This is a genomic window from Devosia albogilva (assembly GCF_042685625.1).
GTDB lineage: Bacteria > Pseudomonadota > Alphaproteobacteria > Rhizobiales > Devosiaceae > Devosia > Devosia albogilva.
Window position 1 is genome coordinate 351,567 of record NZ_JBHUNP010000001.1, and the last position, 26,476, is coordinate 378,042.

23 protein-coding genes and 1 pseudogene are annotated in these 26,476 nt (G+C 64.9%); 8 read left to right on the plus strand and 16 right to left on the minus strand.

Annotated features, from left to right (window positions below; all coding sequences use genetic code 11):
* Positions 1 to 62: 62 nt before the first annotated feature.
* From ACFSX5_RS01870 to ACFSX5_RS01885, 4 genes and pseudogenes are all read left to right on the plus strand, one after another.
* Positions 63 to 1,274, plus strand: a complete 1,212-nt coding sequence (locus ACFSX5_RS01870; protein ID WP_386831238.1) for an NADP-dependent isocitrate dehydrogenase — start codon at positions 63 to 65, stop codon at positions 1,272 to 1,274.
* A gap of 175 nt (positions 1,275 to 1,449) precedes the next feature.
* A pseudogene (locus ACFSX5_RS01875) lies at positions 1,450 to 1,908 on the plus strand (transposase); the annotation flags it as partial.
* A 131-nt stretch (positions 1,909 to 2,039) separates the two neighbouring features.
* On the plus strand, positions 2,040 to 3,002 hold the full coding sequence (locus ACFSX5_RS01880; protein WP_386831240.1) for a Tim44 domain-containing protein: 963 nt from the start codon (positions 2,040 to 2,042) through the stop codon (positions 3,000 to 3,002).
* 119 nt (positions 3,003 to 3,121) lie between these two features.
* Positions 3,122 to 4,102 (plus strand): glycerophosphodiester phosphodiesterase family protein, encoded by a 981-nt coding sequence (locus ACFSX5_RS01885; protein WP_386831242.1) that lies wholly within the window; start codon positions 3,122 to 3,124, stop codon positions 4,100 to 4,102.
* A gap of 6 nt (positions 4,103 to 4,108) precedes the next feature.
* On the opposite strand, the gene alaS is transcribed toward ACFSX5_RS01885, so the two are convergent.
* Positions 4,109 to 6,754 carry an alanine--tRNA ligase gene (gene alaS / locus ACFSX5_RS01890; RefSeq protein WP_386831244.1) on the minus strand — a complete coding sequence of 882 codons (2,646 nt, stop codon included), beginning with the start codon at positions 6,752 to 6,754 and terminating at the stop codon, positions 4,109 to 4,111.
* Positions 6,755 to 6,937: 183 nt separating this feature from the next.
* On the minus strand, positions 6,938 to 8,014 hold the full coding sequence (recA, locus tag ACFSX5_RS01895) for a recombinase RecA (protein WP_386831245.1): 1,077 nt from the start codon (positions 8,012 to 8,014) through the stop codon (positions 6,938 to 6,940).
* 244 nt (positions 8,015 to 8,258) lie between these two features.
* Here recA and araD1 point away from each other — a divergent pair, with 244 nt between their 5' ends.
* Entirely contained in the window at positions 8,259 to 9,251 is a 993-nt protein-coding gene (gene araD1 / locus ACFSX5_RS01900) for an AraD1 family protein (RefSeq protein WP_386831247.1), read from the plus strand.
* Positions 9,252 to 9,309: 58 nt separating this feature from the next.
* Positions 9,310 to 10,320 carry an aldo/keto reductase gene (locus ACFSX5_RS01905; RefSeq protein WP_386831249.1) on the plus strand — a complete coding sequence of 337 codons (1,011 nt, stop codon included), beginning with the start codon at positions 9,310 to 9,312 and terminating at the stop codon, positions 10,318 to 10,320.
* Here ACFSX5_RS01905 and ACFSX5_RS01910 read toward each other — a convergent pair.
* From ACFSX5_RS01910 to flgB, 9 genes are all read right to left on the minus strand, one after another.
* On the minus strand, positions 10,317 to 10,547 hold the full coding sequence (locus ACFSX5_RS01910; RefSeq protein ID WP_386831251.1) for a DUF2798 domain-containing protein: 231 nt from the start codon (positions 10,545 to 10,547) through the stop codon (positions 10,317 to 10,319). The genes ACFSX5_RS01905 and ACFSX5_RS01910 overlap by 4 nt on opposite strands.
* 192 nt (positions 10,548 to 10,739) lie before the next feature.
* Positions 10,740 to 11,135 (minus strand): DUF2237 family protein, encoded by a 396-nt coding sequence (locus ACFSX5_RS01915; protein ID WP_386831253.1) that lies wholly within the window; start codon positions 11,133 to 11,135, stop codon positions 10,740 to 10,742.
* Positions 11,132 to 13,696: a cell cycle histidine kinase CckA gene (gene cckA, locus ACFSX5_RS01920; protein ID WP_386831255.1), complete on the minus strand. Its 2,565-nt coding sequence runs from the start codon at positions 13,694 to 13,696 to the stop codon at positions 11,132 to 11,134. Before cckA ends, ACFSX5_RS01915 begins: the two co-directional genes overlap by 4 nt.
* A gap of 755 nt (positions 13,697 to 14,451) precedes the next feature.
* Complete coding sequence (flhB, locus tag ACFSX5_RS01925; RefSeq protein ID WP_386831257.1) at positions 14,452 to 15,534, minus strand: flagellar biosynthesis protein FlhB; 1,083 nt, start codon at positions 15,532 to 15,534, stop codon at positions 14,452 to 14,454.
* A gap of 146 nt (positions 15,535 to 15,680) precedes the next feature.
* The gene (gene fliR, locus ACFSX5_RS01930) at positions 15,681 to 16,448 is read right to left on the minus strand and encodes a flagellar biosynthetic protein FliR (RefSeq protein WP_386831259.1); all 768 of its coding nucleotides are present in this window, start codon (positions 16,446 to 16,448) and stop codon (positions 15,681 to 15,683) included.
* Positions 16,449 to 16,451: 3 nt separating this feature from the next.
* Positions 16,452 to 16,718 carry a flagellar biosynthesis protein FliQ gene (gene fliQ / locus ACFSX5_RS01935; RefSeq protein ID WP_386831261.1) on the minus strand — a complete coding sequence of 89 codons (267 nt, stop codon included), beginning with the start codon at positions 16,716 to 16,718 and terminating at the stop codon, positions 16,452 to 16,454.
* Positions 16,719 to 16,852: 134 nt separating this feature from the next.
* Complete coding sequence (locus ACFSX5_RS01940) at positions 16,853 to 17,188, minus strand: flagellar hook-basal body complex protein FliE (RefSeq protein WP_386831263.1); 336 nt, start codon at positions 17,186 to 17,188, stop codon at positions 16,853 to 16,855.
* A 14-nt stretch (positions 17,189 to 17,202) separates the two neighbouring features.
* Positions 17,203 to 17,613 carry a flagellar basal body rod protein FlgC gene (flgC, locus tag ACFSX5_RS01945; protein ID WP_386831265.1) on the minus strand — a complete coding sequence of 137 codons (411 nt, stop codon included), beginning with the start codon at positions 17,611 to 17,613 and terminating at the stop codon, positions 17,203 to 17,205.
* A gap of 11 nt (positions 17,614 to 17,624) precedes the next feature.
* Positions 17,625 to 18,032 (minus strand): flagellar basal body rod protein FlgB, encoded by a 408-nt coding sequence (flgB, locus tag ACFSX5_RS01950; RefSeq protein ID WP_386831267.1) that lies wholly within the window; start codon positions 18,030 to 18,032, stop codon positions 17,625 to 17,627.
* A 176-nt stretch (positions 18,033 to 18,208) separates the two neighbouring features.
* Here flgB and ACFSX5_RS01955 point away from each other — a divergent pair, with 176 nt between their 5' ends.
* Both ACFSX5_RS01955 and fliP read left to right on the plus strand, forming a co-directional pair.
* Positions 18,209 to 18,832, plus strand: a complete 624-nt coding sequence (locus ACFSX5_RS01955; RefSeq protein ID WP_386831269.1) for a FliO/MopB family protein — start codon at positions 18,209 to 18,211, stop codon at positions 18,830 to 18,832.
* 16 nt (positions 18,833 to 18,848) lie between these two features.
* On the plus strand, positions 18,849 to 19,595 hold the full coding sequence (fliP, locus tag ACFSX5_RS01960) for a flagellar type III secretion system pore protein FliP (protein ID WP_386831271.1): 747 nt from the start codon (positions 18,849 to 18,851) through the stop codon (positions 19,593 to 19,595).
* On the opposite strand, the gene ACFSX5_RS01965 is transcribed toward fliP, so the two are convergent.
* The 5 genes from ACFSX5_RS01965 to ACFSX5_RS01985 form a co-directional block, all read right to left on the minus strand.
* Positions 19,596 to 22,949: a tetratricopeptide repeat protein gene (locus tag ACFSX5_RS01965; protein ID WP_386831273.1), complete on the minus strand. Its 3,354-nt coding sequence runs from the start codon at positions 22,947 to 22,949 to the stop codon at positions 19,596 to 19,598.
* Between the two features lie 160 nt (positions 22,950 to 23,109).
* Positions 23,110 to 24,186, minus strand: a complete 1,077-nt coding sequence (locus ACFSX5_RS01970; RefSeq protein WP_386831275.1) for a MotE family protein — start codon at positions 24,184 to 24,186, stop codon at positions 23,110 to 23,112.
* The gene (locus tag ACFSX5_RS01975) at positions 24,183 to 24,611 is read right to left on the minus strand and encodes a DUF6468 domain-containing protein (protein WP_386831277.1); all 429 of its coding nucleotides are present in this window, start codon (positions 24,609 to 24,611) and stop codon (positions 24,183 to 24,185) included. The genes ACFSX5_RS01970 and ACFSX5_RS01975 overlap by 4 nt, the downstream gene beginning before the upstream one ends.
* Positions 24,611 to 25,795 carry a flagellar motor switch protein FliM gene (gene fliM, locus ACFSX5_RS01980; protein WP_386831279.1) on the minus strand — a complete coding sequence of 395 codons (1,185 nt, stop codon included), beginning with the start codon at positions 25,793 to 25,795 and terminating at the stop codon, positions 24,611 to 24,613. The genes ACFSX5_RS01975 and fliM overlap by 1 nt, the downstream gene beginning before the upstream one ends.
* Positions 25,795 to 26,295, minus strand: a complete 501-nt coding sequence (locus ACFSX5_RS01985) for a flagellar basal body-associated FliL family protein (protein WP_386831281.1) — start codon at positions 26,293 to 26,295, stop codon at positions 25,795 to 25,797. The genes fliM and ACFSX5_RS01985 overlap by 1 nt, the downstream gene beginning before the upstream one ends.
* Positions 26,296 to 26,476: the final 181 nt, after the last annotated feature.

The window sequence follows — 26,476 nt, forward strand, 5'->3', positions numbered from 1 at the left end:
ATGCTATAGGGCTGCCCACGCCGCCCGATGGGCGAAGCCCCGCATCTGAGGAGAGTTAAACGATGAGCAAGATCAAAGTCGCCAACCCGGTCGTCGACCTCGACGGCGACGAGATGACCCGGATCATCTGGCAGGCGATCAAGGACAAGCTCATCCATCCCTACCTCGACCTCCCGATCGAATATTACGACCTGTCGGTCGAGAATCGCGACGCCACCAACGACCAGGTGACGGTGGATTCCGCCAATGCCATCAAGAAGCATGGCGTCGGCATCAAGTGCGCGACCATCACCCCAGATGAGGCCCGCGTCGAGGAGTTCGGCCTCAAGAAGATGTGGAAGTCGCCCAACGGCACCATCCGCAACATCCTTGGGGGCGTGATCTTCCGCGAGCCGATCATCTGCAAGAACGTGCCGCGCCTGGTGCCCGGCTGGACCCAGCCGATCATCGTCGGCCGCCACGCCTTCGGCGACCAGTATCGCGCCACCGACTTCCGCTTCCCCGGCAAGGGCACCCTCACCATCAAGTTCACCGGCGAAGACGGCACCGTGATCGAGCACGAAGTGTTTCAGTCGCCGGGTTCCGGCGTCGCCATGGGCATGTACAACCTCGACGACTCGATCGCCGATTTCGCCCGCGCTTCGATGAACTACGCACTGAACCGCGGCGTGCCCTGCTACCTGTCGACCAAGAACACCATCCTCAAGGCCTACGACGGCCGCTTCAAGGACATCTTCCAGGAGATCTACGAAGCCGAGTTCAAGGCCAAGTTCGAAGAAGCCAAGATCTGGTACGAACACCGCCTGATCGACGACATGGTCGCTTCCGCTCTCAAGTGGTCCGGCGGCTATGTCTGGGCCTGCAAGAACTATGACGGCGACGTGCAGTCCGACACCGTGGCGCAGGGCTTCGGCTCGTTGGGCTTGATGACCTCCGTGCTGATGACGCCGGATGGCAAGATCGTGGAAGCCGAGGCGGCTCATGGCACCGTGACCCGCCACTATCGCCAGCACCAGCAGGGCAAGGAAACCTCCACCAACTCGACGGCATCGATCTTCGCCTGGACTCGTGGCCTCGCCCACCGCGCCAAGCTTGACGACAATGCCGAACTGGCGAAGTTCGCCGCGACCCTCGAGAAGGTCACCGTCGACACCATCGAAGAAGGCAAGATGACCAAGGACCTGTCGCTGCTGGTCGGTCCGGATCAGCCGTGGCTGTCGACGCTGGGCTTCCTCGATGCCATCGACCAGAACCTGCAGAAGGCAATGGCCTAAGCTCTCGTAGCCTGAACAGGCAAAAGGCCGGGCTTCTTGCCCGGCCTTATACATATCGAGGCCGGAACGTCGTTATGATGTTCCGGCCTCAGTTCATTGTGGTGGTTGCAACACCACGATGATGCACGCAGAGCGGTTGGGCTATCCGGCCCTGAACGTTACGTTCGTAGAACAGACCCTGGGCTTTCTGGTCAAGCAGCGTCAGGCTGTTGTTGACGACATGGCAGAGTGCCTCAGAGCGGACCCCGAACTCGGCAGGAAGGCCGAGGTGCTCATGTCCCTCAAAGGGATCGGCCTACGCACGGCATGCTTCCTGCTGGCAGGCCTGCCCGAACTGGGTCTGCTCAACAAAGCTCAGATCGCCAAGCTGGTCGGGGTTGCCCCCCTCAACCGCGACAGCGGCGCAATGCGCGGAAAGCGCATGATCGCGGGCGGCAGAAGGCCAGTGCGCGACGCACTCTATCTCGCCGCGCTGCCGGCAATCCGCTTCGATCCAGTAATCAAAGCCTTCTACACAAGCCTGCGGGGCAGAGGAAAACCCGGAAAGGTCGCCCTCGTCGCCGTCATCCGAAAAATGCTCATCATCCTCAACGCCAGACTCCGAGACAACAACCCAGCTGTCCTTGACCGCTAACACCGTTGCTTTTTCACTGCCGCCGCTAGCGGGGCAGTCGGCCGCTGCGCGGACATGAGCAACAGGTTGGTGAACTGCTCTTCCACCAAGGGCTGTCGCACCCCATATGAACCGCGAACTGAGGAGAGCCCATGTTCAGCAATAAAGGCTTCAGGCTTGCCGGCCTGCTTTCCGCCTTGGTCGTGATCTTTTCCATGGCGACCGTGGACTATGCCGAGGCACGCGCCCGGGGCGGCTTCGGCAGCCGCGGCGGCCGCACCTACAGCACGCCGGCACCGACCAACACGGCACCTGGCCCGAGGGCACCCATCGACCGCAGCATGACCCAGAACCAGCCGACGAGCACGGCCCGCAATCCGGCGGCGCCGACAGCCCAACCCCGTGGCGGCGTGTTCAACGGCTTCGGCGGCACGCTGTTCCGCGGCCTGATGCTGGGCGGACTGTTCGGCCTGTTGCTCGGCACCGGGTTCGGCGGTATCGGCGGGCTGCTGAGCCTGTTGTTCCAGGTGATGCTGATCGGCGGCGCGGCTTATCTGGTGATGCGGCTGCTGCGCGGCGGCCGACCGGCAACCGCCAACGGCGCGCCTTATACCGGCAGCAACCCGCCCGGCGGTCGCCCTATGCCGAACTTCGGTGGGCTGGGTAGCGGCGGCGCGACACGACCGGCCGCACGCAAGACCGACCCGGACGAAATCGGGGTCACCAATGCCGATCTCGACACTTTCGAGGACATGCTGAACCGCGTGCAGTCGAGCTATGGCCGTGAGGACTATGCCGCGCTGCGCGAGCTCACCACGCCGGAGATGATGGGCTTTCTCGCCGAAGAACTGGCGACGAACGCGAGTCGCGGTCAGATCAACCGTCTGGAAGACATCAAGCTGCTACAGGGCGATGTGTCCGAAAGCTGGCGCGAAGGTGTAACCGACTACGCCACTGTCGCCATGCGCTACCAACTGCGCGACTGGTCTGTCGACCGGGCCAGCAACAGCGTGGTGGCCGGCAACCCCGACGAACTGGAGGAAGCGACCGAACTCTGGACCTTCGTCCGCCAGCGCGGTGGCTCCTGGAAGCTGTCGGCAATCCAGCAGGCCTGACGAAGGGTCGACTATTCCCGGCCGGTTCGCCTCCCAACGGCGAGCCGGCCTCTTTGTGTCTGCTTGATGCCGCAATTTGCCCGCTTTGATGGGCGGGACAGAGGACGGATGGGGGAAAGATGAAGCGGCGATACTGGTTCCTGGCGGGCCTTGTGGTCCTCGCCGGCGGCGTGGCGGTGTTCAACAGTAGTTGGCGCGCGGCACCACCGGCGAAGCCGACGGTGCAACTGATCGCACATCGTGGCGTGCACCAGACCTTTGACCGTACCGATCTCGGGAACGACACCTGTACGGCCGAGCGCATCTTCCCGCCCACGCACCTATTCCTCGAGAACACCCTGCCCTCGATGGAAGCGGCGTTTGCCTATGGCGCCGATATCGTCGAACTCGACGTGCACCCGACCACCGACGGCCAGTTCGCGGTGATGCACGACTGGACCGTGGATTGCCGGACCGAGGGCACGGGCGAGACCCGCAGCCATGACATGGCCTATCTCAAGACGCTCGACATCGGCCATGGCTACACCGCCGATGGCGGCGCGACCCATCCCTTCCGCGGCAAGGGCGTGGGCATGATGCCTGAGCTCAAGGAGGTGCTCGGGGCGATGCCGACACGGCGCTTCCTCGTCAACTTCAAGAGCAATGAGCAGCGCGAAGGCGACATGCTCGGCGACCTCGTCGCCGCTAATCCGGGCTGGCGAGATGCCGTCTGGGGCGCCTATGGCGGCGACCCGCCGACCTACCGGGCGGCAGAGCGGATCGATGGGCTGCATGTATGGTCCCGCCGCGGCCTGGTGGACTGCCTGCTGCAATACGAGGCGCTCGGCTGGACCGGCTACATGCCGGAGGCCTGCCGCAACACCAAGATCATGCTGCCGATCAACGTCGCGCCCTGGGTATGGGGCTGGCCGAACCTGTTCCTCCAGCGAGTGCGCAATGCCGGCAGCGAGGTGATCCTGCTGGGCCCCTATGAAGCCGGCGACCCGGGCACCGCCGGGATCGACACGCTGGAGCAGTTGGCACAAGTGCCGGCCGAGTTCGACGGCTACCTTTGGACCAACCGCATCGAACTGATCGGGCCCGCCGTGGCAGGCCCATGATGCAGTTTAGCCAAGCAGCGCCCGAATGGCCGCGACGGCGTCCTGCGCCTTGCTGCCGTCGGGCCCGCCCGCCTGAGCCATATCCGGACGACCGCCGCCGCCCTGCCCGCCCAAGGCAGCGGCACCGGCACGGACCATGTCGACGGCCGAGAAACGAGCGGTGAGGTCGTCGGTGACGCCCACCGCCACGCCGGCCTTGCCATCCTCGGCGACGCCGACAATGGCGACGATGCCGGAGCCGACCTGCTTCTTGGCCTGGTCGACCAGCCCGCGCAAATCCTTGGGCTGCAGCCCTTCGACGACGCGCCCGACATAGGCGACGCCGTTCACGTTTTCTGGTCCCTGCGGGGCGCCATCGGTACCACCACCCATGGCCAGCTTCTGGCGGGCTTCGCTCAGCGCGCGCTCGGAGCGCTTCAACTGCTCCTGCAACGCCTCGATGCGCTCCAGCACCTCATGCGGACCGGACCGCAGCAGGCCGGCCGCGGAGTTGACGATCGCGACATTGGCGTTGCCGCGGTGCCGGGCGGCGTTGCCGGTCAACGCCTCGATGCGGCGTACGCCGGCAGCAACTGCGCCTTCGCCGACGATCGACACGAGCCCGATGTCGCCGGTGCGGCGCACATGCGTGCCACCGCACAGTTCCACTGACCAGCCCAGCGCGTTGCCGGTGGGCTCGCCCATGGAGACGACGCGGACCTCGTCGCCATATTTCTCGCCGAATAGGGCGCGGGCACCGGACTCCTTGGCTTCCTCGACACCCATCAGCCGCGTCTCGACCGGGGTGTTCTGGAGCACGATTGCGTTGGCGATGTCTTCCACTGCGGCCAGTTCCTGGTCGGTGACCGGCTTGGTGTGGACGAAGTCGAAGCGCAGCCGCTCGGACGACACCAGCGAGCCCTTTTGGGCAACGTGATCGCCCAGCACGATGCGTAGGGCCTCGTGCAGCAGATGGGTGGCAGAGTGATTGGCGCGGATGGCCGAGCGCCGATCGTGGTCGACGATCAGTTCCACCGCCTGACCAACGCGCAGTTCACCCTCCACGACGGTCAGGTGATGCGCGAAGACGCCGTGGTGCTTATGGGTGTCGGTGACGGTGGCGACGACGCCCTCGCCCTTGAACTGACCGCTGTCGCCGACCTGACCGCCGCTCTCGCCATAGAACGGCGTCTGGTTGAGCACGGCGATACCGCTTTCACCGGCGGCGAGGACAGACACTTCGACTCCATCGCGCAGCAGCGCCTTGATCTCGCCTTCGGCCACTTCCGTTTCATAGCCCAGGAACTCGGTGGGGCCGACCTTGTCGGCGAGGCCGAACCAGACCGTGTCGGTTGCGGCTTCGCCTGAACCTGCCCAGCTCTTGCGGGCCTCGGCCTTCTGGGCCGCCATAGCGGCATCAAAACCCGCCTGGTCGACGGCGATGCCGCGGTTGCGCAGAGCGTCCTGCGTCAGGTCCAGCGGGAAGCCATAGGTGTCGTAGAGCTTGAAGGCAGTGGCGCCATTGAGCACGTCGCCTTCGGCGAGGTCGCGGCTCTCGTCGGCCAGGATCTGCAGTCCGCGGCCGAGGGTCTTGAGGAAACGTCCTTCTTCGAGGCGCACCGTTTCGGTGATCATCGCCTCGCCGCGGCTGAGTTCGGGATAGGCTTGTCCCATTTCGCGAACCAGCGCCGGCACCAGCTTGTGGATCACCGGCTCGTTGGCACCGAGCAGGGTGGCGTGACGCATGGCGCGGCGCATGATGCGGCGCAGCACATAGCCCCGGCCCTCGTTGGAGGGCAGGACGCCTTCGGCGACCAGGAAGCTCATCGAGCGCAGGTGGTCGGCGATGACACGCAGGCTCTGCTTGCCCGGACCATCGGCATCGGCGCCGGTAGCGCTCGACGCGGCAGCAATCAGCGCCTTGAACAGGTCGATGTCGTAATTGTTGTGGACGCCTTGCATGACCGCGGCCATGCGCTCCAGACCCATGCCGGTGTCGATCGACGGCCGCGGCAGACCGGTGCGGGAACCGTCGGCATACTGCTCGTATTGCATGAACACGAGGTTCCAGATCTCGATCCAGCGGTCGCCATCTTCATCCGGCGAGCCCGGGGGGCCACCCCAAACGTCCTCACCATGGTCGTAGAAGATTTCCGAGCAGGGACCGCAGGGACCAGTGTCGCCCATCTGCCAGAAGTTGGACTTGGCACCGAGCCGGACAATGCGGTCGTCGCTGAGGCCGGCCACCTTCTTCCACAGGGCATGGGCCTCATCATCATCTTGATAGATGGTGACCATCAGCCGTTCGCGCGGCAGTGCCCAATCCTTGGTGAGCAGGGTCCAGGCCAACTCGATCGCGCGCTCCTTGAAGTAGTCGCCGAACGAGAAATTGCCGAGCATCTCGAAGAAGGTGTGATGCCGGGCGGTAAAGCCGACATTGTCGAGGTCGTTGTGCTTGCCACCGGCGCGGACGCATTTCTGGGCGGTCGCCGCCGTCGAGTAAGGCCGCTTTTCGACGCCGGTGAAGACGTTCTTGAACTGGACCATGCCCGCATTGGTGAACATCAGCGTCGGATCGTTGCGCGGCACCAGCGGGCTCGATGCGACAGCCTCGTGGCCATTGCGGGCGAAGAAATCGACGAAGCTCGAGCGGAGGTCGTTTACGCTGGTCATCAACGGGCTTTCATTGGGCAGGCGGGCACGGCGGACGCCGTGGCGAGATCGGCTGGCTTTCTATCGTGTGGCCTGCCGCAATGTCCAGCATTGCCGCGCCCTTGGCACAGCCTGAGGGCCGGGCCGATGTGAAAAAGGCACCGCGCGAGCGGTGCCTTGGGATGTCCCTGCATGGGAGGAGGTTTATTCGCCGTCGTCACCCGCGTCGTCTTCACCACCGGCGACCAGCAGGACCTCACCCAACAGACCGGAACTCTCGCGCACACCCTGCTCGATGGTGTTGGCGACGTTCGGATTGTCCTTGAGGAACTGGCGGGCATTTTCACGCCCCTGCCCCAGCCGCTGCGAGTCCCAGGAAAACCAGGCGCCGGACTTCTCGACGATGCCGGACTTCACGCCGAGATCAAGCAGTTCGCCAGTCTTGGAGATGCCTTCGCCGTACATGATGTCGAACTCGACCTGACGGAACGGCGGCGCCAGCTTGTTCTTGACGACCTTCACCCGGGTCTGGTTGCCAACGATCTCCTCACGATCCTTGAGCGCACCGATGCGACGGATGTCGAGTCGTACCGAGGCGTAGAACTTGAGCGCGTTGCCACCCGTGGTGGTCTCGGGCGAGCCGTACATGACGCCGATCTTCATGCGGATCTGGTTGATGAAGATGACGAGGCACTTCGACTTCGAGATCGAGGAGGTCAGCTTGCGCATCGCCTGGCTCATCAGGCGAGCCTGCTGACCCGGCAGGGAATCACCCATCTCGCCCTCGAGTTCGGCGCGCGGGGTCAGCGCCGCCACCGAGTCCACCACCAAGACGTCGATGGCGCCGGAGCGGACCAGAGTGTCGGTGATTTCGAGCGCCTGCTCACCGGCGTCCGGCTGAGAGATCAGCAGGTCGTCCACATTGACGCCGAGCTTGCGGGCATAAACAGGATCCAGGGCATGCTCCGCATCGACGAAGGCGCAGATGCCACCCTTGCGCTGCGCTTCGGCAATGACGTGCAGCGCCAGAGTGGTCTTGCCCGAGGATTCGGGCCCGAAGATCTCGACGATACGACCCTTGGGCAGGCCGCCGATGCCGAGAGCAATATCCAGCCCCAGCGAGCCGGTGGAGATGGCTTCCACCTCGATGGCCGAGTTTTCACCCAGCCGCATGATGGAGCCCTTGCCGAAATTGCGCTCAATCTGGCTGAGCGCGGCGGCAAGCGCCTTGTCCTTGTCCATCGATCCACCTTCAACGATACGCAGCGGCGCGTTAGCCATGAGTCCGTCTCCTTATTCCACGCCCGGACAGCCTGCGCAACGCGACCAGACCGTCGATGAACAGCAAGTATCAGTGGCGGATTTGTTCTCACAATGTTCTCGCCCCGTCAAGGGACAAAATGAGAACATCCTGTTTGGGAACATTGCTGCGCTTCCAAAAGTATGACTATTGCTACTGGACAGCGGAAGCGGCGTTGCGTTCTATGCCGCCACCTTTTCCGACCAGTGCGCCGAGGAGCCGCCGATGAACCTGATCCAGTATTTCGACCGCGCCGGGGAGCGAGCCGTGGCCCAGGTCGAGGGTGGCGTGGCCCGCCGCGTGGTCGGGGCGACCAGCGTCTACAGCCTCGCCTGGGAGGCGCAGAACCTCAAGGCCGGCGGCTTGCCGGCAATGGTGGCCCAGCACGGATTGGGCGAGACCGAGGACATCGCCGCGCTGCTGGCGGAGGGCCGGATGCTGGCGCCGATCGACCATCCCGACAAGGCGCACCTGCATGTCACCGGCACCGGACTGACGCATCTCGGTTCGGCGGCAACGCGCGATGCCATGCACAAGACCGACAAGCCGGAAGCCGAGCTCACCGATTCGATGAAGATGTTCCGCATGGGACTCGAAGGCGGCAAGCCGGCGGGCGGCATGAAGGGCGTGCAGCCGGAGTGGTTCTACAAGGGCAACGGCCACGTCGTGGCCAATCCAGGCCACCCGATCCCCTCCCCGGCATTTGCGCTCGACGCAGGCGAGGAGCCGGAGATCGCCGGCATCTACCTGATCGACAAGAATGGCATGCCGCGCCGGCTCGGCTTCGCCCTGGCCAACGAGTTCTCGGATCATGTGACAGAGCGGATCAATTACCTTTATCTCGCTCATTCCAAGCTGCGGGCCTGCTCCTTCGGGCCGGAGCTGCTGGTGGGCGACCTGCCCGCGGACATCCGCGGCACCTCGCGTATCTGGCGGGACGGCGAAGTGCTCTGGGAAAAGCCGTTCCTGTCGGGTGAGGACAATATGAGCCACACCATCGCCAACCTCGAATACCACCACTTCAAGTACCCGCTGTTCCGCCAGCCGGGTGACGTGCACGTCCATATGTTCGGCACGGCCACGCTGAGCTTTGCCGACGGGGTACAGACCCGGCCCAACGACATCTTCGAGATCGAGGCGCCGCAGTTCGGGCATGCCCTGCGCAACCCCCTGCGGGTGGAGGAAGAGCATACCGTGGTGGTCAGCGGCCTCTACTGAGGCCGCTTTACGCGTCGGCGCTGACATGTCAGTTACCCCGGACCTTTGGGAGGACGACATGGTGAAGCGGTTCGACACGCGCCGGGTGGGGAACACGGCGCTCGAAGTGACCACGCTGGGGTTCGGCGGCGCGACCATTGCCGGCAGCTTTCAGCCGGTTTCGGCCGAGCAGGGCCGGACCACCGTGGCGCATGCACTCGAGCTTGGCATCACCTATGTCGACACGGCGCCCCATTACGGCTTCGGCCGGTCGGAGCACCTGGTGGGCGATGTGCTGCGCGAGCGCCCCGGCGGGGCGGTGTTGTCCACCAAGGTCGGACGGCGGCTGGTGCCGGTGCGTGGGCCACTCGAGCACAAGGCCGAGTTCGTCGATCCCCTGCCCTTCGCCGAGGTCTACGACTACTCCTATGACGGCATCATGCGCTCTCATGAGGACAGCCTGCAGCGGCTGGGCATGAGCGCGGTCGACATCCTTTACGTCCACGACATCGGCACCGCCACGCATGGCACCGAGGAGAACCGGCATTATTGGGCGCAACTGGAAGGCGGCGGCTATCGGGCGCTGCGGGAGTTGCGCGACAGCGGTGCGGTGAAGGCCATCGGCCTCGGCGTCAACGAGTGGCAGGTGTTGATGGACGCCTTCGCGCTCGGTGACTGGGATGTGTTTCTCTTGGCGGGGCGATACACGCTGCTGGAGCAGACGGCGCTGCGGCCTTTCCTTGAGACTTGCCTCGAGCGGCAGACGTCGGTGGTTGTCGGGGGGCCGTTCAACTCCGGCGTGCTGGTGGGGCGGGACACCTACAACTACGCCAAGACCCCGCCGGAAATCGTGGCGAAAGTCGAGCGTATCGCGGCGGTCTGCCAGGCCTTCGACGTTCCCCTGCCCGCAGCGGCACTGCAGTTCCCGCTGATGCATCCGGCGGTGTGCTGCGTGCTGCCCGGCCCCCGCTCGCCGGAAGAGCTGGACGGCATCGTCGCCTGGTGGGAGACGGAGATCCCGCCGGCTTTGTGGACGGCGCTGGCCGATGAGGGCCTGCTCGAACCCGGCACCCCCACCGGCACGGCCTAGGCCTTCTTCGTCGGACGGGAGATCCGGAACGCCAGCTTCATGGCCAGCGGCCACGCCACCATGGTCAGCGCGAAGGCCAGCGGCCAGGCGATCAGGAACTGCCTGGGCCAGCCGGCAAGCCACTTGGCTGTCGGGCCGAGCGCGAAGAGCGACATCAGCCCCGACATGCTCAGGGCCATCATGAAAGTCATCAGGATTTGGGCGACAATTGCAGTACGCTTGTCCATCTGCGGTCCTTGGTTGGGACAGATGGCGCAGCGAAGAACTCGCTCCATGGCACCATCCGTCCGAGGGATTGGTGCCGCGGGTTCGCGCCGGAGCGCGACTTCATCTCGAAAACCAGGGCTGGAATAACCACACCAGCCTGAATCTTTTCGGCCCTGGTGAGATAGCCGGCGACATGCTCCTCCGCAAGTGCGTCAGTTCAGGTCGAGAGCATACTGCCGGAGCAGGTCGAGGGGGATAAGTCCGAGCACCTGGCGGTTGGTGCGGCGGAGAAAGACGCGCGGCGCCATGCCGGCGCGGTAGGCCTCGACCCAGCGCATCGCAACCAGGCACCAGCAATTGCCGGCGACAAGGCCTGGGAAGCTCATCTCCGGCCGCGGGGTGCTGAGGTCGTTCCCGACCGAGCAAGAGAAGGCGAGGAACTCGTCCGTTGCCTCGATGCAGACAAGGTGCACGGCGGAACTGTCAGGCCCGGCGGCACAATAGCCGGTGCGGAAGAAACCGGTCAGCGGGTCACTGGAGCAGGGTTCGAGCGGTTCGCCGAGCACGTTGACCTCGCTCGCGCCCCAGAACCGCCCCTGCTCGTTCACGACGGCCGCTTCCCGGTCTTTTGCAGCACTTCCTTGACCTTGGAGTTGATCTGGTCGAGCGAGTACGGCTTGGGCAGGAATTCGACGCTCTGGTCGTCCTCGATGTCACGGCGGACGCTGTCCTCGGCATAGCCGGACACGAAGATGACCATCAGGTCCGGGCGGCGCTCGCGCACATGCTTGAGCAGGGTGGGCCCGTCCATCTCCGGCATGACGACGTCGGAAATCATCAGGTCGATGTTGAAGTCGTGCTCCTCGAGAATATCGAGCGCCTCGTCGCCGCCATCGGCCTCGAGCACCTCGTAACCGGTGGCGCGCAGGGCACGGGCGGAGAAGGCGCGGACGCTCTCCTCGTCCTCGACCAGAAGGATGCGCTCCTGCCCCGTGAGGTCGCGAGCGGGTGCGGCGGCAGCGGTGGTCTTCGCAGCGATCTCGGCTTCAGAGGGCACGTGGCGCGGCAGGAAGATCTTGAAGGTGGTACCGACGCCGACCTGCGAGACCGGATAGATGAAGCCTTCCGTCTGCTTGATGATGCCATAGACGGTGGAGAGGCCGAGGCCAGTGCCCTTGCCGAGTTCCTTGGTGGTGAAGAAGGGCTCGAAGATCTTCTGCAGGATTTCCGGGCTCATGCCGGTGCCGGTATCCTGCACCTCGATCATGACATAGTCGTTGGCGACCAGGCCATCGAAGGTCAGCCGCTCGGCTTCGGAGCGCTCCACATTGGCGGTGCGGAGCGTGATGGAGCCGCCATTCGGCATGGCGTCGCGGGCGTTGACCACGAGGTTGATGATCACCTGCTCGAGTTGCACCACGTCGGCGCGGACCGGCCAGATATTGCGGCCATGCTCGACGGAGAGCTGGTTCTTCTCGCCGATCATGCGCTTCAGCAGCACGGTGAGGTCATCGACGATCAGCGGCAGTTCCAGCACCTGCGGCCGCAGCGTCTGCCGGCGCGAGAAGGCCAGGAGTTGGCGGGTGAGACCCGCGGCGCGATTGGCGTTCTGCTTGATCTGCATCAGCTCGCTGAACGACGGATCCCCAGGCTTGTGCTTGAGGAGCAGCAGGTCGGAGAAGCCGATGATGGCGGTGAGCAGGTTGTTGAAGTCGTGGGCGACGCCACCGGCGAGCTGCCCAACCGCCTGCATCTTCTGCGACTGGGCGAACTGGGCTTCGAGCTTGCGCTGATCGGTCATGTCGAGGGCATAGACATTGACGACTTCCGGTGAACCGGCACTGGTCTCGGAGGCCGAGACATAGAGCCGGACGGCGTGATCGCCCTCGGCGCTGAGCAGTGCGTCCACCGGCTCGACCTCGGACTTCTTGGCCTTGGCGTCGGCGATGGCGCGCTGGAAGCGCTCGCGGCTCCCCTCCCCGATCAGTTCGGACAGAGGTTGAAGTTCGAGACTCTTCTCCTCGCCGGACCAGCGGAAAATCCGCCCGAACGGGGCGTTGGTGCGGATGATCCGGCCATCGCCATCGAGGGTCGCGATGGCGAACGGCGTGTCGTTGAAGAACCGCGAGAAGCGGACCTCGGCGGCGCGCAGTTCCTCTTCGGTGTCCGGCGCGTTGGACATATCGAGGACGAGGGTACGGGTCTCCCCCAGCTCCCCGTCGGCGAGACGGGCGGCACGATGCAACAGGCGCACCGGCAGGCTGGTGCCGTTGCGGCGCACGAAGTCGATGTCGATGATCTCGGTGCGGATGTCGCCGGCATTGTGCCCGCGGCGCAGCAGGGTGGCGCCGTCGCCGCGCACGATGTCGTTGAGGGTGAGCTCACCGGCGTTGAACTCGGCGAGATCATAGCCGAGCCAGTCGGCCAGCGTCGAGTTGAGGTACTGGATGCGCCCCATGGCGTCGGCGGAGAAGAAGCCGGACGGCGCATGGTCGAGATAGTCGATGGCGCGCTGCAGATCGCGGAAGGCGCTTTCGTTGCTTTCGTGATCGCGGGTGATGTCCTCCACCGACCACAGCACCATCGGGCGACGGGCATCCTCCGTCTGCGGCAGCGGGCGCACCGACACACGATACCAGCAGGCACGGTCGGGCTGGATGCCGCCGAGCCCGCCGACGATCCGGATGTCCTCGACTGCACTGCGGCCATCCCGGGCGGCGCGGGAGAGGCGATAGATGGCCTCGCCGGCATCGGAATGGCCGGCGAACAGCCGTGTAACCCCCACTGGCACCCCATTGGTGAGGGCGCCGGGGAACTGGCCGTACTGATTGTTGGCATAGGCGATCTTGCCGTCGCGATCGGCGATCACCGCACCAAAGGGCAACGAGTCGATGGCGGCGTCGGCCATGGTGCGACGCGTCTCGCCGCCCGCGAAGCCGAACAGCCCCGCTGCGAGCCCGAACAGGCAGAACACGCCGACCACGGCCAGGAGGGCGATGGCGCCCATCACCAGGTCGCCGGGCACCTGTTCGCCGAACATCGAGAAGGCGACGGCCAGAGCGATCAGCAGAAGGCTGAGCCCGATGACGCGCCACACGCCGCTGCGACCGCGGCCGGACGAGACCAGCGGGTCGGGATAGTTGTCCTCGGCGGACGGCGTCGCTGCCATGAAGTTGCTCCGTGCCGGATTCGGTGGCGATTCGGGCGCCAACCATTGGTTTACCAAATGGTCCAGCGCTGCGGGAGTGCGCCAGCGCTTTTCAACATCACAGCAGCGCCAATAGCCGCCGGGGTCACCGTCGGTTGAGAGATGAGCGGGGCCCCGAGGCGGTGCCGCCTCTGAGATTTATTTATTGAGACGACATCGCCTCGGGGCGCCGGGATTTTAGAACGGGGCGCGACGACTCCATTCCGGGCATGGGGCACGGGACTTACCGCACCTCGCCGGACCTGAGCGGACCACCCACGAGCCCAGGGAAAGAGCGACCTCCCCCTGCCCGACCGTCCTTCCGCCACTGGTCGCTGCAGGCCGCCCCGTGCGGAAGAGATGGGTGGAGTATGCACGACGTGGAGGGGGTGGGGATAAGGGAAATAGATTTGTGGGGCTGGTGGGTGTTGGCCCCCACCTAACCTCCCCCTGAAGGGGGAGGGACGGGGCGGTGGTGTGGAGAGGCCGAGGCAGGCTCGATGCAGCGCCTCCCCTTAAGGGGGAGGTTGAGTGGGGGTGGCTCACAACAAGCGCGGTGTCATTCCCGCGAAGGCGGGAATCCAACCTCTTGCACCTGGGAAGAATGGATCCCCGCCTTCGCGGGGATGACGGCGTTGATGAGGAGGATTGCCGCGACAAGTGCGGCCGCGACAAGCCCAGCAATGGCGAAGGAACTGCGGTACGTGAGCATCCGCGTTCTGCCTGCCGATCCTCCGCTACCGAGCCTTCCACCCTGCTCCGTTCTTGAGGCGCATGACGAAGCCGATGACTTCGGCGACGGCCTGGAAGTGTTCGCCGGGGATGCTCTCGTCTATGTCGACGCTGGCGAACAGCGCGCGCGCCAGCGGCGGGTTCTCGACGATGGGGACGTCGTGCTCCTTGGCGACCTCGCGGATGCGCAGGGCGACCGCGTCGGCGCCTTTGGCAACGCATTTCGGGGCTTTCATGGAGCGGTCGTATTTCAGCGCCACGGCGAAGTGGGTCGGGTTGGTGATGACCACGGTGGCATCGGGGACGGCCGCCATCATGCGCTTGCGAGCCCGCTCCTGACGCAACTGACGGATGCGGCCCTTGACGTGCGGGTCGCCCTCCATCTGCTTGTACTCGTCGCGCGTCTCCTGCAGCGTCATCATCTGCCGCTTCCACCATTTGTGGCGGACATAGAAATAGTCAGCGCCGGCGATGGCGGTGACGATGACGAGCACCGCCAGCAGGATCTTGATGCCGATTTCCTGGAACTCGGTGAGGATCAGCACCGGATCGGCCGTCATCAGCGTGTCGAGGCGATCGCGCTCGGGCCACACCACCACGACCACCACCGTGCCCACGATCGAGATCTTCAGAAGGCCCTTGAGGAAGTTCACCAGCGAGTCGGTTGAAAACAGGCGCTTGAAGCCCGCGAGCGGAGAAATCTTGCTGAGCTTGGGCGTGATCGGTTCGACCGACAGCAGCGGCTTATGCTGGAGCAGGTTGGCGAGCACGGCGCAGGCGGAGAGCACCACCAGCGGGATCAGCACGATCCCGACCATGGTCAGGGCGAGATTGTTGAAGAAGCTCTGAAAGCCGTTGCCGCCCAGTTCGAACCGGTCGGCCTCCATGATCAGGACCTTGAGCGAGTCTGCCAGCACCGCTCCAGTGGCGGGCGCCATCATTGCAAAGATGGCCGCCGAGCCCATCAGCATGAACCAGGTGACCACCTCCTGGCTCTTGGCAACGTCGCCGCGCTTGTGCGCCTCCTCCAGCTTCTTCTGGGAAGGGTCTTCTGTTTTGGAGTCCTGTTCGGGGGCTTCGCTGGACATCTAGAGTGCCCTCCCCTCGCCAAGAGGCCGGCCTGCAAGCGGCAGTCCATTGCGCTTCCGGTGCTCACGTACTCCAACGTACGCTGCGCGCCGGTTCTCGCGAACTACCCCTTTCGGCTCGGCCTGACGGCGATAGGAGCGCACTCTCAGCCCCTCCACATCGCCAGGTGGTTCTCGAAGCCGGTGAGATAGAGCCCCATCATCATCGTCAGCAGCATGGCGAAGAGGATCAGGCCAATGCCGATATTGGCCGGCATCAGCACGAAGAACACCTGCAATGCCGGCATCAGGCGGGCCAGGATGCCGGCCCCGAGATTGAACACCAGGCCGAAGACAATGAAGGGGGCGGACATCTGCACCCCGATGGAGAAGGCGCTGGCCACGGTGCGGATCGCCAGTTGCGCGGCGTCGTCGAACATCAGTTCGACGTCGAGCGGGAAGGCCATGTAGCTGTCGTAAGTCGCGGCCAGCGCCATGTGATGGAGATCGGTGGCAAAGATCAGCGTCATGCCGAAGAAGCTGAGAAAACTGCCGAACACCGCGCCCTGAATGCCGGCCTGGGTAGGGTCGGCGGTCATGGCAACGGAAAGGCCGGTCTGGAAGGCGATGATCGAGCCGGCCACCTGCGTCGCCATCACGGTGATGCGCACGATAGCACCGAGGATCAGCCCGATGGCCAGTTCGTGAAAGAGCAGCCCGACGATGCCGCTCAGCGCCGCCGGCATTGGTGGCAGTACCGGCGACAGCAGCGGATAGACCACCAGCGTGAATGCCAGGGCAAAGGTGAGCCGCAGGCGGGCGGGGATGAGGTCCTCGCCCAAGGCCGGCATCAACATCAGGATGGCACCGATCCGCGCGAACAGCAGCAGATAGGCGAAGGCGACGCCCGGCAGCCAATCGAGGGCGATCGTCACGGCCTAGCCTCCGACGATGATCAGGTCGACCACCCGGGTCATGTACCCGCCCATGGTGGCGCCAAGAAACGGCAGCGCCACCAAGAGGGTGACGAAGATGGCGATGATCTTGGGCACGAAGACCAGCGTCTGTTCCTGAATCTGCGTCAGGGCCTGGAACAGAGCGATGACCACGCCGACCACGAGCCCAACCAGCATCATCGGGGCCGACACGATGATCAGAGTCCAGATGCCGTCGCTGGCGATGTCGAGCACTTCGGCGCCGGTCATGAGGGTGCCTTAACGAATCATTACCGGGCCATCCTAGACCGACCGCGCCATTCCCGCGACGGCGGGACTGCATTCCTGCGGGTGGCTCCTCGGGGAGAATGGAGTCACGCCGCCGGGGGAATGGCGCGGAGGGGCTAGATCGGCATCCGCATGATTTCTTCGTACGCCGAGATGACGCGATCGCGGATGGTGACCATGGACTCGATGGCGATCTCGGTCTGGCTGAGGGCGGTGACCATGTCGACGACATTGGCCTTGCCGTTGACCATGTCGATGGCCACGGCGTCGCTGGCACGGCCGGCCTCGACCACGCCCTGCACCTGCTGGGCGAGCATGTTGGCGAAGTCGCCACCGGCACCGGGCGCTGCGAGCGCGGTCATGTCGGTCTGCGGCTTGGCCGCCTGCTGGATCAGGCGCTGGGCATTGCCATAGGCGGCGGCCGCTGCGTTGAAGGGAGTGGAGATGGCCATGGTTCAGGCTCCGATCAGCCGCGCAGGATATCGAGGGTGCGGCCCAGCATCTGCCGGGTCACGGTAACGACGTTGAGGTTGGCCTCGTAGGTGCGCTGGGCCTCGCGCATGTCCATGGTCTCGATCAGCGTGTTGACATTGGGGTATTGCACGTACCCCGCCTCATCCGCTGCCGGGTGGCCGGGCTCGTAGCGCGAGGTGAAGTCGCTCATGTCGTAGGCGAGCTGGCCGACCTTGACGACGCGGCCGCCGACATCCTGGTCGAGCATGGCGGAGAAGGTGGGCACACGGCGGCGATAGGGCTCGGCGCCGGGCTCGGTAGCGGCGGAATCGGCATTGGCGATGTTCTCGGCGATCACCCGCATGCGGGCGGTCTGCGCGTGCATGCCGGTGGCGGCGATCTTGAGTGAGGAGTTAAAGTCCATGCGTGCTTACCTCAGGCCTGCTTGCCGAGCGCGGTGCGGATGATCTTGATCGACTTCTGGTAGAGCGTGGTGGCGGCCTGGTATTCCATCAGGTTGGTGGTGACCTTCATCATCTCGTCTTCGAGGGTGACGCCATTGCCTTCCGGGGTGATCTCGAAATTGGCCATGCGCTGCGCATCGAACCCGCCGACACCGGCGCCTCCGGCGGAAAAATGCAGCGGCTGCGTCACACTGGTGGTAACGGAAGCGGTGGAGAAGGCGCCGTGCCGGCGGGCGAAGTCGTACTGGGCGAGGTCACGGCCGGTGTAGCCGGGCGTCTCGGCGTTGGCGACGTTTTCGGCCAGCAGACTCTGGCGGGTCTGATGCCAGCGCATCTTGTCGGTCAGCGCCGAAAAGACCGGCATGTCGAGAAGGCCCATCGGCCATTGCTCCATTGAGTCTCGTGGGGTAACCCCGATGGGCAATTCTTGCCGGGCGCATGGTTAACAGCGCGTTAACCGAGGCCTGGTGTTGCGGTTTAGCCCTCGCATATTGCAACAGGCAGCCGCTAAGTAGGCATTATCTGCCGCACGGATTCGGCAGGACGGGAGTACACATGCAGTTCCTCACCAGCCTTTTCGGCGCCGAGAATACCCTGATCACCGCGTTGTTGGCGCTCGGCATCGTCCTCGTACTCATCGTGCTCGGGGTGTGGCTCTTGAAGCTGGTGTTCTCCGCCTCCTCCAATATCGGGCGCGGACGGAACCGGCGGCTGTCGGTTGTGGACACCCTGGCGCTCGATCCGAAGCGGCAACTGGTGATCGTGCGGCGCGACAATGTCGAACACCTGCTGCTGGTGGGTGGCCCGCAGGACATTGTGGTCGAGGGTGGGATCGCCGTGGAAGAAGCGCCGGCCGCCCCGCAGCAGAGCCGACGTCCGATTCCGGTGGTTGGCGGTCGGCGCCCTGCCCCGCCGCAGACTGCGCCAGCTCCGGCCGCTGCGCCCGCCACCGCCATCGAGCAACTGCGCCAGAATGGCCAGCACACCGACCGCAAGCAGCACCTGTCGCTCCGCCACACCGGCCTGTTGCGCCCGGTCGGGGAGAACCGTCCGGTTTCCCCTGAAAACGGCGCCCCTGCCGGTCGCGCCGCCGCCGACTCAGCTAAAGAGGACGAGGGCCAGCGGAAGGCAGAAGGCGGCGACTTTGGACAGAACGGCGGCGAAGCCCGGCAGAACTGAGCGCGCCTCCCGCCGCTTGAAACACCTGCTGCCCTGGGGCGCACTGGCCGGCCTCGCACTCCTGCTGCTGACACCGGGGATCGCCAGCGCCCAGGAATTGTCGATCGACTTCGGCGACGACACCACGCTGACCGAGCGGGCGATCCAGCTCATCGGGCTGATCACGGTGCTGTCGCTGGCGCCGTCCATCCTTGTGATGGTGACCAGCTTCACCCGCATCGTGGTGGTGCTGTCGCTGCTGCGCACCGCCATCGGCCTGCAGACGGCACCGCCCAATACAGTGATGGTGTCGCTGGCGCTGTTCCTGACGCTGTTCATCATGCAGCCGACGCTGCAGCAGAGCTATGACGCGGGTGTCGCGCCGCTGATGGCCGGCGAGATCGAGTTCACCGAAGCCTTCGAGGCGAGCGCCGCACCCGTCCATGAATTCATGCGCGCCAACGTCCGGCCACAAGACCTGACGCTGTTCTACGACCTTACCGAAGCGGAGGTACCCGACGAGCCCGAGGCCATACCGCTGCAGCTGCTGATCCCGGCCTTCATCATCTCGGAGCTGAGGCGCGCCTTCGAGATCGGGTTCCTGCTGTTCCTGCCCTTCGTCATCATCGACATGGTGGTCGCTTCGGTGCTGATGAGCATGGGCATGATGATGCTGCCGCCGGTGGTGATCTCGCTGCCGTTCAAGCTGATCTTCTTCGTGCTCGTGGACGGCTGGTATCTGGTCGCCGGGTCACTGGTCCGCAGCTTCGTCAGCGGCGGATAGTCAGCTCGCGTTCGAGGTGGCGGCGCTCGCCACCTTCTCGGTGGCTTCGGCGGCGGAGAGCGGCGTCAGCGCGCCATCGGCCCCGTAAGTGGCGCGATAGGCGGCCAGGAAGGCATCGATCCCCTCGACGCCGGCAACCTGGCTGGCCACCTGCTTGAACTCGAGGCTGGTGATCTGCGGGTTGGCGCTGACGAGGTCGAACATCGGCCATTCTGGCGTGGTCACCATGGCGTCGCCGAACTTGCTCCTGAGGCGCGACAGGCCGAGCGCGTCGCCGGCGAGGGAATAGCCCACGGCAGCCTTGATGATGCCGAGCCGCGCCGTCGGGTTGAGCGGGCCACGGCCCAACTCGCCGGCGTAAAGAGCCTCGATCATGCCGCCCGCCACGTCATAGCGACGGGCTCGCCAGTTGGCGTCGATCCGCAGTTGCACCACATCGGGACCATCCATGTCGCGCAGTATGTCGAGCGCGAGCTCGTCGCGCCCAGCGTCGATCAGGGCTCGGGCTTCGAGCACGCGCCGCTGGCGGACCAATGTCTCCGGCATATTGGCGACACGGGTGTCATTGAGCACCCGCAGCGCATCCTGCGGACGGCGGTTGGCGAGGTAGATCACGGCGAGATCGGTGGCAACCTGGGTGCGGGCGATGCCGCGCAGGCGGTTGTCGAGTTGGTATTGCAGCAGTTCACTCGCCTGCTGCAGCAGGTCCATACGAACCAGCCGACGGGCAAGATTGCGGATCATCTCGTCGCCGCGGGCGCCCGGAGGGGTCAACGGGCTGAAGTCATAGAACAGCGCCAGCGCCTCGACCGGCCCGATGGAATCGGCAAGACCATCGAGGAAGAGTTGTCCGAACACCCTCTGTGCCTCGTCGCGCAGGGCGGTGATCGGCGGGCTTTCCGGGTAGTTGGCCACAGCCTGCTGCACGGTCTCGAAACCGGCGCGGTACTGCCCGTCGCGGAAATAGAACTCCGCCAGCATCTTCTGCATGTCGGCTTCGAGCGGATTGCCGCGCCAGAGCATGGATTCGGCAGCCAGCGTCTGCGTAGCCTTTTCGAGGTCGAGCTGGCCGGCCTGGTCGAGCAGCCGCAGCGTCCTGTACACGGCCTCGGCGCGCGTCGGCCGCACATCGGCGGCGATCACCTGACCGTAGGTGTCGAGTGCCTCCTGCGGGCGACCGCGCAACTCGTCGACTCGCGCCGACAGGAGCTGATAGAGCGTCAGGTCTTCCTTGTTGAGGTCGGCGAAGACGATGCGATCGAGAAACCGCTCGGCCATGGCGGGATCGTTGGTTTCGATGCCGGCGCGGATTGCAGCGAAATAGAAGTCATTTCGTGCCCATTCGGGATAGTAAAACAGCACATCCTGCGCTTCGATGGCATCAAGCCGGGCGCCCTTGTAGTCGAAGGTCTCCACGCGGGCGATGGTGCGCCAGACCAAGGCATCGATGTCCTGACCCATGCTCGGCGTATTGAGTATGGCAAGAGCATCGCGCGGTCGGCCGGCCATGGTGGTGGCGATGGCACGGCTCATGCGCAGCTTGCGGGTCAGAGCGTCGGAGTCGAGGGTGCCCTCCATGGCGTTCAACACGCCGATCGCCTCATAACTCAGTTCGTGAGCCAGGTAGAGCTGGGCCAGGTCCAGGCGGGCCGCATCGCGCTGCCGGCCTTCGCCGGACGCTGCTGCAGCGTACAGCTCTTCCAGCCGTGCGTTGAACTCGGCGGGGGTTGCCGTAGCGAGGCGGGTGAGATCGACGAAGCCGGCCCTCGGGACTTCGCCGGTGGCCGCCGCGCTGACCCGCGGCCCCTCGCTGGCGGAGACGGTGAGGCCACCCGGGGCGCTCACCACGGCGAGGCTGTTCTCGACGGCGACGGATACGTGCGGTGTTTGGGGTTTCAGCACCAGTCCGTGCACGCTGCGCAAAGCCGAGAACTCGACGTAATCGAAGGCCCGCGTCACCCCGCGTGCGGGTGGGAAGGTGGTCACCACCTTCAAGACGTCGCCGACGACAGGATCACGGAAGTCGTGCACGCGCGCCGGGCGGGACAGATCAGCGGTGATCTCGAAATTGCCCTCTATGTCGCGGCGCCGACCGAGTTCGACGGGCTGTGTCGGAGTAAGCAGAATATCGCCCAGCGACAGCACCCAGGCCATGCCTTCCGAACCCAGCGTCGCGAGACGATCCTGTGCGAGGTCGATCCTGACCACCTGCGTATCGCCGGCCGGTACGACGGAGAAGTCGGTGGCGATCGGTTCGAGTTCCTCCGACTGTGCCGGCGGCACGATCCCAGCGGTGGTGTCGAATAGCATCCAGACGGTATCGCCGCGGCGGAACACAGCAGCCGGCGTATCCTGCTCGAAGGGGAAGACCACCCTCACCGTGGAGCCGAGGACGCTGATGAAAGGCTGGACCGTCTGCTGATGCGCCGAGGGGTAGAGCGCATCCACCGGGATTGCCTGCTCATCATTCGGCGGCGGGGCGGCACTCGCCTCCACCGTTTCAACCAGCTCGGACACTGCAAAGGCGGGCGGCGCCGCGCCGGCGATATCGACGTCGAGCACATACTGGTTCGGCGCGAGCTCGTAGAAACGCGGGGAGACACCCTCGGCCAGCTCGAAGGTGACGGTGGAGCCATCCGGGGTGCTGGCGCTGGAAACGGCAGTGACTTCCGCCGGCAGATCCAGAGCGAGGTCGCGCAGGTCGATGTCCACCGGCCATTCGAAACCGAGGACCGCAAGATTCCCGTTCTGGCGGAACTCGGCTGTGGTGGGAACGCTCCAGTCGAACTGGACCCGAAGGAAGGTAGGGTTACGGCCGATGCGGATATCGGCCTGGGGATTCAACTCCTCGACGCCTGCTGCCTTGCGCTCGCGCTCGGCCCGGATCGCCGCTTCCTTGGCCCGACGGGCGAGTTCGTCGATGACGTCCTGCGGCAGCGGCGGGGGCATGCCCTGCCAGCTCTGCGGCAGCAGGTCGATGAACAGTTTCTCACCGGCCTCGATGCGGTTGAAGTTGTAGGCGCGCTTGAGCCCGAGGCGCAGCCCCATGCCGTCCGGATCGACCCGAGCGATGGACAGGTAATCCGGCATGGTCAAGCCCACATCGGGCAGGATGACCGAGATCGCCTCGCCGAACTCGAGCGACAGGATGCCGTTCTCGATGCGCATCGTGTACTCGGGCAGCTCGTCCCGCCCGGGAAAGCTCAGGATGAGCCGGCCGTATCCGTCTTCCTCGGTGGCGAAAAGCTGGCCCTGCGCCTGGGCAAGAGCGGGGACCGCGCCGGCCAGCAAGGCGCACAACAGCGCGAGGGCCCGCAAGGCCTGCAGCCACCATCTGCTGAACGCGCTCTCCACCGGCCTTCTGCCCGCCCGACGCTGGCGCGCGTCGGACCCGGCCACTTTCCGTGCCGGCAGGAACGCGCGTGCTACTGATACTCACGCGCAATCTAGGCTGGTGGACTTAACGCAGGATTACAACCCAAGGGCAAAGGCCGCGTACGGGAGCTCCGCCCTGCTATTGACCGACGATCTGCGGCAGGGCTGCCAGGTCCTCGGGGGCCATCTGGGTGACCGGCTGATCGGCCAGCGCCGCCATCCGGACCGTCAATTCCTGCGCTCGGGCGGCGTCCATCTCCGCCAGGATCGGCGCCATCTTGCGCGGCTGCATGGCCTTGGAAACCCGCACCAGGACTTCCATGTCGAGATTGTTGAAGATCTTGGCGGCGTCCTTGGGCTTCATCACCTCGTACATGGCGACGATGGCGGCGAACTGGCCGGTTTCCATCTGCTCGCGCTGATCAACGAGGCTCGCGATCTGCGCTTCAACTGCCTCCAGCGTCGTGGCACGTTCCTCGATCCGCTTTTCGGCAGCATCGACCAGCGATGAGCGCAGGGCCAGGTCCTGCTCGTACTTCTCGAGTTCGGCGCGGCGGTTGGCCAGGCGCTGCAGGATCTGCTGCTCGGTGGGGCTGGTGCCATCGGCGGCTATCAGCGGCTGGACAGTGCCGTTGCTGGTGACCTGAAGCGGCACCGCGTCGCCGGAGGGCAGACAGTCGGTAGTGAGCAGCGCTGGCTCTGTTTGCTCTGCCTGCGAGTCTTCCCCGTGCTCACCCGCCTCTTCTGCCGGAGACTCCGTCGGCCGGCCGGATTCGGTGACGGTGACATCCACATCGCGGCAGAACGTCTCGCTCACGCCAAGCAACGGGTTTGGCGCTCCGCCATCGGTCGGCACGGCAGCCTCGGCGGATTCGGCATCTGCCGAAGCCACTTCACCTGCGCCGCCGTGGCTTGTCGCGGTGCCCTCGCCGTGACCAGCCTCAGCCGCCGCCGTGGCACCGAGCGTCGGCGCAGTGTCGGTGACGGTTGGCGCGGTGTCCTCGAGGGTCGGCTCGTCGGGAAAGGTCAGTGTCGCATCGGATTCGGTGACCACGCCGCCGGCCTCGCCGTGGGACCCGCCGCCTCCGCCTGCTGCCTGCACGGGCGATGCTCCGACCAACACATAGCCGCCATTGGTGACGAGACCCAGGGTCTTGAGCACCAGCAGCGCCGAGATGGCGAGAACGACGACCGGAAGCAGGCGGATACGGTTCACGCGGCGGCTCCGCGGGTGCGCACGCGGGCACTCAACTGCTCGAGGGCAGACTGAACCTTGTTGGGCTGCTCGACCGGCTCGATGGCCTGCGAATGACGGGCAACGCTGGTAATCTTGGCAATGCGCTCCATCAGCACAGTGCCGGCATTGACGTGATTGGCGAGTTCGATGCCGAAGCGCTCGGCCTCTTCGAGACGCGCATTGAGCGTCAGGTCGGCTTCCACGGCGCTCTGCTTGAGCTCCTTGATGGCCTGATTGGCGAGGTTGGTGGCCCCGACGAGGTCAGCCACCATCTGGCGCATCTGGTCCTTGTCGGCATGCAGACGCTTCAACCGCTGGTTGAGCACGGTGCAGTAACCGATCGTGACCAGCAGCAGAACGGCGACAGCAGCCTCGACAAGCACACCAAAAGGCAGACCGGACATCATCGTTTTTCCATTGTGGTTTCTATGGCCTCGAAATCCGCCATGGTGACCTTGGGCGGGTTGAGGGGCCGGCTGACGCGGACCGAGACGTTGTTGCCGATATGGCCCATCACGGCTTCGGTGAGTTCGACATCGCCGCAACGCAGGCGAACGGGTTCGGAAGGCTCGCGATCGAACATCACCAGGTCTCCCGGCTGAAGCGAGAGGAGTCGGGCGAGCGGCAGATCCTGCTCGTGAAGCACCGCCTCGATCTCGACGTCGGCGGCGTAGATCTCGGTGGCGAGATGGCCTTCCCAGATCGGGTCGCGGCCGAACTTCTCGCCCATGAACATCTGCAGCAGCTGTTCGCGGATGGGCTCGATGGTGGCGTAGGGCAGGAGAATTTCGATCTTGCCGCCGCGGTCGTCCATCTCGATGCGGAGTTCGATCAGGATGGCGGCGTTGCCGGGCCGCGAGATGGCGGCGAAGCGCGGATTGGTCTCCATGCGCTCGAGCTTGAAATTGACCTGCGTCACCGGCTCGAAGGCGCGATGGGTGTCCTCAAGGATCAGCTCGATCATCTTGCGCGCCAGCGCCATCTCGATGGTAGTGTATGGCCGGCCTTCGACGCGGATATTGCCGCCGATACGCCGGCCGCCGAGCAGCACGTCGATCATCGAGTAGATGAGGTTGGAATCGACGGTGAGGAGGCCATAATTCTCCCACTCTTCGGCGCGGATCACCGACAGGATGGCGGGGAGCGGGATGGAATTGAGATAGTCGCCGAAGCGCACCGAGGAGATCGAGTCCATGGTGACTTCGACATTGTCGGAGGTGAAATTGCGCAGCGAAGTCGTCGCCAGCCGCACCAGGCGGTCGAAGACGATTTCGAGCATTGGCAGACGCTCGTAGCTGACCAGCGCCGAGTTGATCAGCGCCTGGACACCGGTGAGCTCGACATTGCTGCCGACGCTGGCATCGAAGCCGAGGAGGCTGTCGATCTCGTCCTGGTTGAGGACGCGGTCGCCGCCGCCTTCGCCGTCGCCGGTGTCGCCTTCAAGCATGGCGGCCCACTCGGCCGCAGCGGCGGCAGCCCTCTCTTCCTCAGTCAGGTCCTCGACCATGTTGTCGAGGTCTGGGGCCGGCTCAATGTCATCGAGCCCCCAATCGTCGCTGAGCTTGTCCTGATCCGAAGGGCCGGCCATCACTGCACCAGGATTTCCTTGAACAGCACCGACTCGACGCGTGAGGGATAGATGGCGACGTTGACGCGCCGCAGCAGCTCTTCCTTGAGACGATAGATGCCGGCCGAACCCTCGAGGTCGGACTTGCGCAACTCGCGCAGATAAACCTGGAAGGCGTCGATGACCTTGGCCAGCCGCGGCTGGATTTCCACCATCATGGCCTCGTCGGCGACTTCGAGCGCGACGGTGAGCTTCATGAAGGCCTTCTCGCCTCCACCCTCGCTGTTGAGGTTCACCGTCATGGTGGGGAGGTTGAAAATGAAGGTATGGGCGGCTGCGGCCGCGCCATGCTCGGCAGCGGCGCCATGCTCCGCCTCGGCGCTGCCTTGCGAGGACAGGAAGACGAAGAGCCCCACCCCACCGAGCAGCACGACGACGGCAGCCGCGCCGATGATGATGAAGAGCTTCGGCAGGCCCTTCTTGCCGGTCGAGACTTCGCCCCCTTCAGCTTCCGCTGCCATTAAACCCTGAAACCCCCGCGATTCCGGAGAAATTCCGGCTCCGGTTCAGCTAAGCGGTCGATGGTTAACGAGTGGTTACTTTCGGGGTGTGACCGGCAGATTTTGCCGGGCAGGATTTTCCCGGCAGGTCTGCAGAGACCGGATTCTGCCCGTCACCGGGTGAAGTTAAGCGACTGATTCA

What these genes read in the sequence shown, in the direction of transcription:
- ACFSX5_RS01870 (WP_386831238.1), top strand. Translation starts at nt 63, where the DNA reads ATGAGCAAGATCAAAGTCGCCAACCCGGTCGTCGACCTCGACGGCGAC.
- ACFSX5_RS01880 (WP_386831240.1), top strand. Translation starts at nt 2,040, where the DNA reads ATGTTCAGCAATAAAGGCTTCAGGCTTGCCGGCCTGCTTTCCGCCTTG.
- ACFSX5_RS01885 (WP_386831242.1), top strand. Translation starts at nt 3,122, where the DNA reads ATGAAGCGGCGATACTGGTTCCTGGCGGGCCTTGTGGTCCTCGCCGGC.
- alaS (WP_386831244.1), bottom strand. Translation starts at nt 6,754, where the DNA reads ATGACCAGCGTAAACGACCTCCGCTCGAGCTTCGTCGATTTCTTCGCC.
- recA (WP_386831245.1), bottom strand. Translation starts at nt 8,014, where the DNA reads ATGGCTAACGCGCCGCTGCGTATCGTTGAAGGTGGATCGATGGACAAG.
- araD1 (WP_386831247.1), top strand. Translation starts at nt 8,259, where the DNA reads ATGAACCTGATCCAGTATTTCGACCGCGCCGGGGAGCGAGCCGTGGCC.
- ACFSX5_RS01905 (WP_386831249.1), top strand. Translation starts at nt 9,310, where the DNA reads ATGGTGAAGCGGTTCGACACGCGCCGGGTGGGGAACACGGCGCTCGAA.
- ACFSX5_RS01910 (WP_386831251.1), bottom strand. Translation starts at nt 10,547, where the DNA reads ATGGACAAGCGTACTGCAATTGTCGCCCAAATCCTGATGACTTTCATG.
- cckA (WP_386831255.1), bottom strand. Translation starts at nt 13,696, where the DNA reads ATGGCAGCGACGCCGTCCGCCGAGGACAACTATCCCGACCCGCTGGTC.
- flhB (WP_386831257.1), bottom strand. Translation starts at nt 15,534, where the DNA reads ATGTCCAGCGAAGCCCCCGAACAGGACTCCAAAACAGAAGACCCTTCC.
- fliQ (WP_386831261.1), bottom strand. Translation starts at nt 16,718, where the DNA reads ATGACCGGCGCCGAAGTGCTCGACATCGCCAGCGACGGCATCTGGACT.
- ACFSX5_RS01940 (WP_386831263.1), bottom strand. Translation starts at nt 17,188, where the DNA reads ATGGCCATCTCCACTCCCTTCAACGCAGCGGCCGCCGCCTATGGCAAT.
- flgC (WP_386831265.1), bottom strand. Translation starts at nt 17,613, where the DNA reads ATGGACTTTAACTCCTCACTCAAGATCGCCGCCACCGGCATGCACGCG.
- flgB (WP_386831267.1), bottom strand. Translation starts at nt 18,032, where the DNA reads ATGGGCCTTCTCGACATGCCGGTCTTTTCGGCGCTGACCGACAAGATG.
- ACFSX5_RS01955 (WP_386831269.1), top strand. Translation starts at nt 18,209, where the DNA reads ATGCAGTTCCTCACCAGCCTTTTCGGCGCCGAGAATACCCTGATCACC.
- ACFSX5_RS01975 (WP_386831277.1), bottom strand. Translation starts at nt 24,611, where the DNA reads ATGTCCGGTCTGCCTTTTGGTGTGCTTGTCGAGGCTGCTGTCGCCGTT.
- fliM (WP_386831279.1), bottom strand. Translation starts at nt 25,795, where the DNA reads ATGGCCGGCCCTTCGGATCAGGACAAGCTCAGCGACGATTGGGGGCTC.
- ACFSX5_RS01985 (WP_386831281.1), bottom strand. Translation starts at nt 26,295, where the DNA reads ATGGCAGCGGAAGCTGAAGGGGGCGAAGTCTCGACCGGCAAGAAGGGC.